The following is a 12,408-nucleotide window of genomic DNA, read 5'->3' on the forward strand; positions in this document are numbered from 1 at the left end:
ATGGAAAAATCGCAAAAACGACTCGACTTACCCAAACTTATCTTTGGATTGGCATCTATCATTTTAATGATAGCCGCCTGCTTTTGGGTACTAAATCCCTTTATTCTTGGCTTTGTATGGGCTGGTATGATGGTGATTGCTACATGGCCTTTGCTGTTACGTATCGAATCTCGATTATGGAATAAGCGCTGGCTTGCAGCCTTGATCATGGTCTCATTAATACTCCTTCTATTTGTAATACCTCTCGGTATTCTCATTGGTAGTATCATTCAAAATAGCACCCCGCTTGTTGAATTGGCGAAATCGCCAAACAGTTTACGCTTACCGGATTTAGAATGGCTTAATACAGTCCCCTTTATTGGTGAAAAAATTTATTATGCTTGGCATAGCTTAGTGGCTAGCGGAGGCAACGCATTATTAGCGAAAGTTCAACCTTATTTTGGCCAAGCGGCTGGCTGGTTTCTCGCTCAAGCCATCAATGCAGGACGCTTTATGTTCCATCTTGCATTAATGCTGCTCTTTAGTGGATTACTGTACCTAAAAGGGGAATCCGTGATGCTTGGTATCCGCCATTTTGCGGTTAGATTAGCAGGGATCCGGGGTGATGCAGCGGTGGTATTAGCCGCACAATCTATTCGAGCAGTAGCATTAGGTGTCGTTGTAACGGCATTAATTCAAGCCATTGTCGGCGGTATCGGCTTAGCACTATCAGGTATCGGCTACGCGGCTATCCTCACCGTATTATTGTTTATCTGTTGCGTCGCACAACTCGGCCCCCTTTTGATTATGGTTCCTTCTGTGATTTGGTTATTTTGGACGGGGGATACAACATGGGCGATTATCCTTGCTATATGGGCTGCCGTTGTCGCAACCATGGATGGTGTGTTACGCCCGTGGCTAATAAAAATGGGTGCTGACTTACCTATGGTACTCATTCTTGTCGGCGTGATCGGCGGCATCCTCTCTTTTGGTATGATTGGATTATTTATCGGTCCTGTCGTACTTGCCGTTTCATATAGCCTATTAAAAGCGTGGATGAATGAAGTCGCAATGCCAAATGAAAACCTTGAAGAAACCGAAAAGTTTCTTGAGGAAGAGTTTATGAGTAAAAAATAAATTAAAGTAAAATTCACCAACAGTATGCTTGCTATTAAGCATACTGTTGGATTAATGTTTATTCTCATTAATATTTAGAAACAATATTTAACAGACTTATATTAGTATTCAAACTTATTTGTGATATTATCCTTTGCGTTGAAACGAATTCTATTTATCTTACAGTCACTAAAGTTTACATTAAGAGTCTTCTTAATGAATATAAATTTTAAATAAATTATTATTAGTAAGCTAATGATTTACGTTTTGATTAATACAGATCTCAAAATCATGCCTCTTTTTTAAGCGTGATTGTCTCAATAGAATTGCTGTGTGTAGTCTTTGCCTGTCAGCCCATGATAGGCTTTTTTTTTATCTCCCCATTCAACATGAAGTTTATTCATATTCCCTAAGCGAACACGTTTCCATAGCAATAATTTCCCCCATGACATTACTCTAATTTAGAGTAAAGCATTATCGCATTGGGTTTATATGTTTATTTACTTATTCAATTCGAATTTTACTTAAAATGATTAACACTAATGGATCGGTTTATTAACCTTCTTAGGATTCTAATATGAGTAGTTCTAATTAAATTTTTTATGACTTATCAAATAGCTTCTTTTATTTTAAAACCAATAACGGCAATGAAACCTATCGATAGATTTTATTAATTTCTTTAATTGGTATATTCAATTTGATTTATAAAAAAGCCGACAATAAATTTGTCGGCTTGAGACTCTCGTCTTAAATAACGTATTAAGTTATTAAGAATCCGCTAATGTTAACCAAGTTTGGACAACAGTATCTGGATTTAAAGAGAGGCTATCAATCCCCTCTTCAACCAACCATTGTGCAAAATCTTGATGATCTGAAGGACCTTGCCCGCAAATACCGACGTATTTATTTTGACGTTTAGCGGCTTGAATTGCCATCGATAGCATTGCTTTCACGGCATCATTACGCTCATCGAACAATTCAGATACCACACCTGAGTCACGGTCTAAGCCTAACGTTAGCTGTGTCATATCGTTAGAGCCAATTGAGAAGCCATCAAAATGCTCAAGGAATTGATCAGCCAATAACGCATTAGATGGGATCTCACACATCATAATCACTTTCAGGCCGTTCTCGCCACGTTTAAGGTCGTGCTTCGCTAATTCGTCTACAACCGCTTCAGCTTGAGCAACGGTACGTACAAATGGGATCATAACCTCAACGTTCGTTAAGCCCATATCATTACGTACTCGTTTAACTGCTGCACATTCAAGTGCAAAACAGTCACGGAAGCTGTCAGACACATAGCGACCTGCCCCACGGAAGCCCAACATTGGGTTCTCTTCTTCAGGCTCGTAAATATCCCCTCCCACAAGGTTGGCATATTCATTAGATTTGAAGTCAGACAGACGCACGATCACACGTTTTGGCCAGAACGCAGCGGCTAGCGTTGAGATCCCTTCGGTCAATTTACCCACATAGAATTCAATAGGCTCATCATAACCTGCCATCATGGTCCGTATTTCATTTTGTAGCGCTGGTGTTTGAGCGTCAAACTCCAGTAATGCTCTTGGATGAACACCAATCATGCGGTTAATGATAAACTCCAGCCTTGCTAAACCAACACCTTCATTAGGTAAGCAAGCAAAGTCAAATGCACGATCAGGATTCCCCACATTCATCATGATCTTGACATCAAGGGCAGGCATTTCATCTACAGCGGAACTATGAATTTCAAAGCCAAGTTCACCTTCATAGACAAACCCCGTATCGCCTTCTGCGCAAGAGACAGTGACTGGGCTATTTTCAGCTAGGCGTTCTGTTGCATCACCACAACCCACAACAGCAGGGATACCTAATTCACGCGCAATAATTGCAGCGTGGCAAGTACGTCCCCCACGGTTAGTGACGATCGCGGCGGCTTTTTTCATGATAGGTTCCCAATCTGGGTCAGTCATATCCGTCACTAATACATCACCAGGTTGGATGCGATCCATTTCATTTAAGTTATGAATCACTTTAACTCGCCCTGCACCTATGCGATGACCAATTGCACGCCCTTCAACCAAAACATTACCTTGCTGCTTTAATTGATAGCGTTCCATCACTTGCTGATTTGAACGAACCGTTTCCGGACGAGCCTGAACAATGTACAGACGACCATTATGACCATCTTTTGCCCATTCAATATCCATCGGACGGCCATAGTGTTTTTCAATCTGCAACGCTTGGCGAGCTAACTCTTCCACTTCCTGATCAGTTAAAGAGAAACGATTGCGCAATGCTTCTGGTACATCTTCAATCTGTACCTGTTTGCCATGTTCTTGGCTATCTGCATAAACCATTTGCAGTTTTTTAGAGCCAAGGGTACGACGGACGATCGCTGGACGCTGATTGATTAACGTCGGTTTATGAACATAAAACTCATCAGGGTTAACCGCGCCTTGTACAACCATTTCACCTAGACCATAGGCGGAAGTAATAAACACGACTTGATCAAATCCTGACTCAGTATCAATGGTAAACATCACGCCAGAAGACGCTAAGTCTGAACGAACCATCCGTTGAACACCCGCAGAAAGCGCAACGCCACGGTGGTCATAACCTTGGTGAACACGGTAGGAAATCGCACGATCATTAAACAAGGAAGCAAAAACATGTTTAATCGCGACCAATACCGCATCAATACCTTGGACGTTCAAGAAAGTCTCTTGCTGCCCAGCGAATGATGCATCCGGCATATCTTCTGCCGTTGCAGATGAACGCACAGCAAATGAAGCATCCTTTTCGCCTTCCGACAACGTTTGATACGCGGCGCGAATATCACTTTCTAACTGTGGTGTGAGAGGTGTATCAATTACCCATTGACGGATCTTTTCACCCGCGGCAGCGAGTTGATTAACATCATCAATATCCGTTTCATCTAGCAGCTGATAAATGCGTTGATTGACGCCGCTCTGCTCAAGAAAATCATTAAACGCCTGTGCGGTTGTCGCAAATCCGTTAGGTACGGATACACCAAGATCGGACAGGTTGGTAATCATTTCACCGAGCGAGGCATTTTTGCCGCCAACACGGTCAACATCATTCATCCCTAATTGGTTATACCAAAGTACATTACACGGAGTGAGGCCATTTGTGGACATTGAAAGCGATCCTTTATCTTTATCTAGCAATTTAGTGACAAGGTACAAATCGTAAAAAAATCTCATTGGCGATAATTCGCCTCACGAAATAGACTAGCACAGACAATATATGAAGATAGATAGGTGAATCGTTCCAACTAACAAGAAAAAATTTTTGTTCTAAAAATTGTTCAAATATTGGCTATACTTTCCCCTATAAACTATTTTTTAAACTTTAATCAAATATAATATCTCTCTAAAACCAACGAAAAATACAATAAAAGATAAAATATATGAGTGAAATAACCGCAACTAATCGTAAAACAAACCTCGCAGAACGAACGGTTTTCTTTATTTCTGATGGAACAGCCATTACCGCAGAAACATTAGGGCATGCTGTTTTGTCGCAATTCCCTTTAGTTTTCAACTCTTATACGCTGCCCTTCGTCACGACAGAAGCACGTGCTCAAGAGATAAAACAGAAAATAGATACCATTTATCAAGAAACACAAAATCGCCCCCTCGTGTTCTATTCCATTATTTCACCTTCTGTTAAAAAAATTATTACTGAAAGCGCCGGTTTTTGTCAGGACATCGTACAAACCTTGGTTGCCCCTATCCAACAAGAAGTGGGCCTTGAACCAGAACCTAAACTGAATCGCACTCACGGTTTATCCCTACAAAATATCAACCAATATGATGCCCGTATTGCCGCTATCGAATATACCTTAGCGCATGATGATGGCATTTCATTACGTAATTTGGATCAAGCCCAAATCATCTTGCTGGGTGTCTCCCGTTGTGGCAAAACGCCCACCAGCCTATATTTAGCCATGCAATTCGGTATTCAAGCAGCAAACTACCCTTTTACTGCCGATGATATGGATAATTTACAACTGCCAGCCGCATTACGTCCGTATACTCACAAATTATTTGGTTTAACCATTAGCCCAGAACGATTAGCTGCCATTCGTGAAGAACGTCGGGAAAATAGTCGTTACGCCTCATTGAGGCAGTGTCGTATTGAAATTGCAGAAGTAGAAGCATTGTTTCGACAAAACAAAATTAACTACCTCAATACAACCAACTATTCTGTAGAAGAAATTTCAGCCAAAGTCATTGATACAATGGGCTTACAACGACGAATTTTTTAATTCGTCAGCATTTTTAAAAAAATCTTTCATTCAATCTCATGTTGTTGGTTGAATTTGAGCCATTTTCGTTTATTGTGATCTCAATCACTGATATGGCTCAGCCTATTACCGCTTTTGAGAAAAAAGAATGCAAAAAACTGATGAACTACGTACTCAGCGTGTTGATAGCTTGATTACACCACAAGCACTCGCTGATGAATTTCCTATTTCTGAAAAAGTCGCACAAAACGTGACAGCGTCACGTCAACGCATAGAAAAAATATTATCGGGTGAAGATCCTCGTTTATTGGTAATCGTGGGTCCTTGCTCTATTCACGACATTGATGCCGCTCTAGAATATGCAAATAGGCTTAATGTATTACGTGAACGTTACCAAGATCGCCTCGAAATTGTCATGCGGACCTATTTTGAAAAACCACGCACTGTTGTTGGCTGGAAAGGATTAATCTCTGACCCCAATTTAGATAATTCTTGCCAAGTTAATACCGGGATCCGTCTCGCGCGAAAACTGCTTATTGATGTTAACCAACTTGGGCTACCGACTGCGACAGAATTTCTCGATATGGTCACTGGACAATATATCGCCGACTTAATCAGCTGGGGGGCAATTGGCGCGAGAACAACCGAAAGCCAAATCCATCGCGAAATGGCATCGGCCCTTTCCTGTCCGGTTGGTTTCAAAAATGGCACTGACGGCAATATTCGAATTGCTATTGACGCTATTCGTGCGGCAAAAGCACAACATATGTTTTTGTCCCCAGATAAACATGGCCAAATGACCATCTACCAAACCAGCGGTAATCCTCATGGTCACATCATCATGCGTGGTGGTAAACAACCAAATTACTCTGCTGGTGATATTGCCGCCGCTTGCGATACATTGCGTGAGTTTGAATTAGCTGAGCATTTGGTCATTGATTTTAGCCATGGCAACTGTCAAAAAATTCATCGTCGCCAACTGGAAGTGGCTCGAGATATCGCGGAACAAATCAAAGGAGGCTCTACAGCCATTAGTGGGGTTATGGCTGAAAGCTTTTTAATCGAAGGTACTCAGAAAATTATACCTAACCATCCTCTCACTTACGGTCAATCCATTACTGATCCTTGCTTAAGTTGGGATGATACTGAACAACTAATCGACGTTTTAGTGAAAGCGGTAGAAAGCCGATTCAAATAATATCGACGAATGATTTAACCACATCGGCTTTTTTCATCCTATCCTGAGTAAAAAAGCCGATTTCTCTCAAATTTTCTGAACAAATCCCCCAGCTATTCAACTAGGTAAACGATTAACATACCGATTGTCGCCATTTTGTCACCTAAATGTAAAAACCTCTTGATGTTACCAAACAACTTAAAGATAATGATTCTCACTATGAGTTTTATTATCACTTGGGTTGATTATGACTGATAACATGACAAAACCAGCCGTTAAAAATATCGCCAAACCCGTGGTTCAACCAGTCAAAGTTGATGTTGTCGATAGCCTGCAACTATTAGGTTCTGAAGGTAAACTGACCATTCAACATCATGGAGAGATTTACCAATTAAGGCAAACTCGCGCTGGAAAACTTATTCTCACTAAATAGTTTTTTATTCAAAATTTGTTCATAGCAAGCCACCCAGATCTCGTATCAAGGCAGCCAGCTTAATTCACCACATAAGGAAAGGATTTCCTATGGAGTTTAAACTGATGTCTGCTACACCTACCCTATCGTTAAATGGATCAAAACTCACCGCTTCCGCCATTGCGACAACACTTGCTATTTCAGGATTTAGCGCGGTGGCAACAGCAAAAAAAACGATAGGTGATACTGTTCATGTCACCGCCCCCCCTTATCATCACGAAAACATTGCCGTCGCCGAGCAAGTTGATGTCATTGATGCGCAACCCCCTGAATATCAATCAGCAACTTCTGCACTCGATTTGCTCAAAGGCCAAGCAGGTATCTTTGTTTCAGGTACTGGGGGAACTTATGGCCAAGAAATTCATATGCGTGGCTACGATTCTCGCGCAGTAAAAATCACGGTGGATAACGTCACTCAAGATTTTAATTCTGGGTTATATAACGCGACATTTATTGACCCGTCACTGGTAAAAAACGTCTTTATCCATAAAGGTGCATCCTCTGTTGCACACGGTAGCGGCGCATTAGCAGGTGTTGTGGCCATGAAAACCGTTGATGCTGCCGACTTATTAAAAGAAGGTCAGCGTGTAGGTGGTCGTTTATTCAGTGGGATCAACCGCAATGACCATAGCTACCTTGCTGGGGCATCTGTATACGGATATACAGGCCCTCTGGATATGCTATTGAGTTATAGCCAACGTAAAAAATACTCTCTCACCTCTGCGGATTTTCCGACCCAAGATAATCACGAGAAAGTGCATAACTGGTTATTAAAAACCACTTGGTATGCACAGCCTAATTATCATTTAGCCCTACAACTACGTGAATATCGCAATGATGGATTGGGTCTCAAACAACCGACAGTAAACAATTTCGCAGGTACGCGTTTTAAAAACACGCCCCACGAGCGCAATAGTCACCAGCGTGATGTTTCAATTAGTCAGTATATTACGTCAAACCGTTTTCCTAACTGGCAAACAAATTGGGAGCTGTACTATACCGACCTCGCTTTGAGTCAGTTAGATAGAGAAAAAGCAAAAGCCGATCATCAATATCAACGCGAAAAGCGGACGCAATATACCTATGGTACAAAATTGACGAATCACGTTATCGTCCCTATTGAGGGTTGGGTGAACAACCAAATAGAAAGTGGTCTCGAGTATTATCAACAACAACAAAAACCCAATCAACACGCAATCAGCTATCCCCCGACTCGACTCGCTAATATTTCGGGCTGGATTAACAACGATATGACGTTGCACCACCTGCCTATTACGCTTTCAACGGGAACCCGTTTCACAAGCTATGAAGCTTCACGCCAAGGGTTTGCAAAAAATAGAGACACGAATTGGTCGTCACGTTTTGCGGTCAGTATCACGCCGGCACATTGGTTAAACCTATACTCCTCTTACTCCGAAGGTTATCGGACGCCTCGTATGGCAGAGCTGTATAACAATTCTAATCACTTTTCGGTGATGGGCGGCTGGCTAACTTCCGATTTTAGACCTACGCCTGACTTACAACCTGAGACAAATAAAACAGTAGAAGTTGGTTTAAAAGCAAGTTTTGATGATCTGTTATCAAATGGCGATGAGCTGCAATTCGGATCCACGTATTTTGATACCAAAGCGAAAAATCATATTGCCGTTGAAGGTCGTTACACCAAAAAATACCATTTCATGAAAGGGCAATATCAATGGTTCCCTAATGAAATTTATTTTAGCAACATTCCTTCCGCCACCATTCGAGGTATTGATAGCTTTATTCGCTATAAAACCCACTGGTTTGATTTAAATATCAGTCATAACAAAACAACAGGTAAAGAGGACGGCACAGGCTATTCCCTCTCTTCCATTCGCCCTGAAACGTTACTTGTTCGCTTCAATGCCCCTATTGCAACCACTGGCCTTAGTCTTGGCTGGGTAGGTGAATTTGCGGCTAAAACACAGTTCCAAGGCAATGCTAAGTACCAATTAAAACAACACAAATCTCAGCATGGACTCGATCGTTACCATAAAGAAGTCATCCAGTATGCAGGCTATAGCCTTCATGACTTTTATATGCACTATCAAGCTGACCAATTTATAAAAGGGTTGAATACGACATTAACGATGAAAAACGCCTTTGATCGTCAATATGTCTCTTCGATGGGGGTTCCCCAAGAAGGCCGTAATTTCTATTTCAATGTGAGTTATCAATGGTAACCATTTAATAATTATAAAATAAATAATACTCGCCGGTTTGTTTCCCTGCATACGGCTTTAGGCAAAATCGAAACTTAGGGAGCAAACCGGTAACACTTTATGGAGTATAACTATATGTCTCATGTTTTACGTTTATCCGTTCTGACAAGCGCAATACTTTCCGTTATGGCAAGCGCTCATGCAGAAACAACAACATCAAATCGCAATGATGTGATGACCGTCTATGCTACAGGTACTGAAAGAGATAGCTTCGATGCCCCGATGATGGTGACTGTTATCAAAAATAATTCACCTGAAACACAAACGGCAAGTACTGTAAATGACATCTTACGTAAAGTTCCGGGTATTGGTGTCACAGGCACCAGCCGTGTAAATGGGCAAGATATCTATATGCGTGGTTTCGACCGTCGCGGTATTTTGACATTAGTCGATAATGTGCGCCAAGGTACTGATACTGGCCATGTAAATGGTACTTTTATTGATCCGGCATTGATAAAACAAGTTGAAATTGTTCGCGGTCCTTCAGCTCTACTGTATGGTAGCGGCGCAATGGGCGGTGTGATCGCTTGGGAAACCGTAGACGCTAAAGATCTATTACGCGAAGGCCAAAACAGCGGTTTCCGTGTTTTTAGCCAAGCGGCGACAGGGGATCATAGTTTTGGTTTCGGCGGTACATCTTTTGGGCGAACTGAACAATTTGATGGTTTATTCAGTTTTGTCACCAAACAAGTGGGTGATATTCGCTTGAGTAATGGCGATGATATGGAAAACAAAGAAACCATAGCCAACATGCTTGCCAAAGGCACATGGCAGGTGAATGATGACCAAAAATTGTCAGGGCAACTGCGCTATTACAATAACAATGCTTATGAACCCAAAGACCCACAACAAATCGATATTACTAAGGATAATCTAAAGGTTAACCGCACTACACGTCAACGTGATGCCCAAGCAACTTACCAATTAAATCCAGAATCAAACGATTGGTTAAATCTTAAAGCGACCACTTACTATTCTGACGTCAATATTACCGCTAAAGGTAAAAATACTCACTATGAAGGCCGTACCCAAAAAACTTATGGTCTGAAAGTTGATAATAAAACACACTTGTATGATTTACCTATCGCAGCCCATAACTTTACTTATGGCGGCGAAACATACAAACAAAATCAAACACCTTACGCGTCAACAACGCAATTCCCTGATGCTGATATCACCTTTGCATCCGGTTTCTTGCAAGATGAAATCGCCTTAAAAGATTTACCTGTATCGTTTATTGTTGGCACTCGCTATGACCATTATAAAGCAACCGCTAAAGATAATGAGGACGTGAAAGAAGGCAAATGGTCTTCTAAAGGCGCCGTTAGCATTACCCCAACAGACTGGTCAATGTTATTTGCCTCTTATTCAGAAGCTTTCCGAGCACCTTCTATGATGGAAATGTATAACGATGAAATTCATTTCCAAATGGGCCCAATAGTCAATAGATGGCGACCAAATCCCAACCTCAAACCAGAGTCTACACGTACTGCTGAATATGGGTTTGGGCTAAGGTTTGATGACCTCCTAACTGAGCGTGACAATCTACAATTTAAAGCTAGTTATTTTGATACTAAAGCAAAAGACTATATCAATACCTATGTGAATGTTGACTTTAGAAATCCTCAGAATAACTACACAACCTCCATCAATACAAAACGAGCTAAAATTTGGGGTTGGGATGCTTCAATGGACTATAAAAACGACTATTTTGGTTGGAATTTGGCTTACAACCATACCGAAGGTAAAGACGAATCAAATGGTAAATCAATTACCTCCATTAAACCTGACTCGCTAACCAGCAACCTTAACGTCCCCATTTCAGACAGTGGTTTTTCTGTGGGTTGGTTAGGTGAATTTACTCGTCATACCGATTTCAACGATGCATCCAAAGCACCACGCCAAGCAGGCTATGCTGTTCATGATTTTTACGTTAGCTATCAAGGTGAAGGCCAATTAAAAGGCCTAGGAACCAGTGTCGTTTTAGGTAATGCTTTCGATAAAGAATACTACTCATCACAAGGCGTCCCGCAGGATGGACGTAATGCGAAGCTATTTGTCAGTTTCCAATGGTAATTTATTGTTAATTAAGGAGATACACTGTGAGTTCAACACTGTTTGAGCGTTATCAACAAGCAAAAGTAGAAAACAAAGCCAAATATGCTCGTGATCTAGCTGCTTATCTCAATGTTTCGGAAGGCGAACTTTTACATAGCCGTGTTGGCCATGACAAAGCGCAAAGACTGAATGTTGATGCCCCTACACTACTCAAAGCGTTAGCGGCGGTTGGCAATGTTAAAGCCATCACTCGCAATGAATATGTTGTTCATGAACAAATTGGTCGTTATGACAATGCTAAATTCAGTGCGCATGCCGGATTGATTTTAAATCCACGCGCACTCGATTTACGCATGTTTTTCAGCCATTGGGATTCGGTTTTCACCTTGACTGAAGACGCTAAAAACGGTGAACGTCATAGCATTCAGTTTTTTGACAAACAAGGTGATGCGCTACATAAGGTCTATACTACAGATGAGACCGACATGGCTGCTTGGCATGCATTGATTGAACAATATGCAACCTCTGATAATCCTCCATTGGTTATTGAAGCCGCAGAGCCTTTCTCTGAACAGCCTATCAGCGATGAATTGAAACAACAGCTTGAGCAAGAATGGCGCAACATGACCGATGTTCACCAATTCTTTATCTTACTGAAGAAAAACAATTTAAGTCGCCAACAAGTATTCCGCGCTGTCAGTGATGATCTCGCGTGGCGAGTGCCTGCTGATTCATTTAACCAATTGGTTAATACTGCGTTTAACGATCAAAATGAAATTATGATTTTTGTCGGTAACCGCGGTTGCGTACAAATTTTTACAGGCCAACTCAAACGTTTGATGCCATATCAAGCTGAAGGTTCTGATATTAAATGGCTGAATATTTTCAATCCAGATTTTACCTTACATATGATTGAAAATGGTGTTTCAGAGTGTTGGGTAACGCGCAAACCAACTCAAGATGGTTTCGTAACAAGCCTTGAAGTCTTCGATAAAGACGGTCATCAAATTGTACAGATGTATGGGCAACGTACAGAAGGTACGCCTGAGCAAGAACAATGGCGTAATCAGGTTATGGCGCTACCGCACATTTAATCGTAGGTAAATAA

At 41.4% G+C, this 12,408-nt stretch carries 8 protein-coding genes and 1 other RNA gene; 8 read left to right on the top strand and 1 reads right to left on the bottom strand.

Features of this window, described 5'->3' with window-relative positions:
• Both ydiK and rprA read left to right on the top strand, forming a co-directional pair.
• Nucleotides 1–1,116 carry an AI-2E family transporter YdiK gene (ydiK, locus tag O7C57_RS12225; protein ID WP_154623914.1) on the top strand — a complete coding sequence of 372 codons (1,116 nt, stop codon included), beginning with the start codon at nt 1–3 and terminating at the stop codon, nt 1,114–1,116.
• A gap of 244 nt (nt 1,117–1,360) precedes the next feature.
• An RNA gene (gene rprA / locus O7C57_RS12230) (antisense sRNA RprA) lies at nt 1,361–1,470 on the top strand.
• Nucleotides 1,471–1,862: 392 nt separating this feature from the next.
• Here the strand turns inward: rprA and ppsA are convergent.
• Nucleotides 1,863–4,238, bottom strand: a complete 2,376-nt coding sequence (gene ppsA / locus O7C57_RS12235; RefSeq protein WP_269723184.1) for a phosphoenolpyruvate synthase — start codon at nt 4,236–4,238, stop codon at nt 1,863–1,865.
• A gap of 272 nt (nt 4,239–4,510) precedes the next feature.
• Here ppsA and ppsR point away from each other — a divergent pair, with 272 nt between their 5' ends.
• From ppsR to O7C57_RS12265, 6 genes are all read left to right on the top strand, one after another.
• Complete coding sequence (gene ppsR, locus O7C57_RS12240) at nt 4,511–5,371, top strand: posphoenolpyruvate synthetase regulatory kinase/phosphorylase PpsR (protein ID WP_154622089.1); 861 nt, start codon at nt 4,511–4,513, stop codon at nt 5,369–5,371.
• 127 nt (nt 5,372–5,498) lie between these two features.
• Nucleotides 5,499–6,548 (top strand): 3-deoxy-7-phosphoheptulonate synthase, encoded by a 1,050-nt coding sequence (locus O7C57_RS12245; protein ID WP_269723185.1) that lies wholly within the window; start codon nt 5,499–5,501, stop codon nt 6,546–6,548.
• 226 nt (nt 6,549–6,774) lie between these two features.
• A complete protein-coding gene (gene hemP, locus O7C57_RS12250; RefSeq protein WP_154622091.1) occupies nt 6,775–6,960 on the top strand; it encodes a hemin uptake protein HemP in 186 nt (61 codons plus the stop codon).
• Between the two features lie 104 nt (nt 6,961–7,064).
• Entirely contained in the window at nt 7,065–9,203 is a 2,139-nt protein-coding gene (locus O7C57_RS12255; protein WP_269723186.1) for a TonB-dependent receptor domain-containing protein, read from the top strand.
• Between the two features lie 114 nt (nt 9,204–9,317).
• The gene (locus O7C57_RS12260; protein ID WP_154622093.1) at nt 9,318–11,318 is read left to right on the top strand and encodes a TonB-dependent hemoglobin/transferrin/lactoferrin family receptor; all 2,001 of its coding nucleotides are present in this window, start codon (nt 9,318–9,320) and stop codon (nt 11,316–11,318) included.
• 26 nt (nt 11,319–11,344) lie between these two features.
• Nucleotides 11,345–12,394, top strand: coding sequence for a hemin-degrading factor (locus O7C57_RS12265; protein WP_163862029.1), 1,050 nt, complete (start codon nt 11,345–11,347; stop codon nt 12,392–12,394).
• The last annotated feature ends 14 nt before the right edge of the window (nt 12,395–12,408 follow it).

The sequence above is a fragment of the Providencia sp. 21OH12SH02B-Prov genome, assembly GCF_027362595.1.
GTDB classification, from domain to species: domain Bacteria; phylum Pseudomonadota; class Gammaproteobacteria; order Enterobacterales; family Enterobacteriaceae; genus Providencia; species Providencia zhejiangensis.

Coding starts and splice junctions, on each gene's coding strand:
- O7C57_RS12260 (WP_154622093.1), top strand. CDS start 9,318: ATGTCTCATGTTTTACGTTTATCCGTTCTGACAAGCGCAATACTTTCC.
- ydiK (WP_154623914.1), top strand. CDS start 1: ATGGAAAAATCGCAAAAACGACTCGACTTACCCAAACTTATCTTTGGA.
- hemP (WP_154622091.1), top strand. CDS start 6,775: ATGACTGATAACATGACAAAACCAGCCGTTAAAAATATCGCCAAACCC.
- ppsA (WP_269723184.1), bottom strand. CDS start 4,238: ATGTCCACAAATGGCCTCACTCCGTGTAATGTACTTTGGTATAACCAA.
- ppsR (WP_154622089.1), top strand. CDS start 4,511: ATGAGTGAAATAACCGCAACTAATCGTAAAACAAACCTCGCAGAACGA.
- O7C57_RS12245 (WP_269723185.1), top strand. CDS start 5,499: ATGCAAAAAACTGATGAACTACGTACTCAGCGTGTTGATAGCTTGATT.
- O7C57_RS12255 (WP_269723186.1), top strand. CDS start 7,065: ATGTCTGCTACACCTACCCTATCGTTAAATGGATCAAAACTCACCGCT.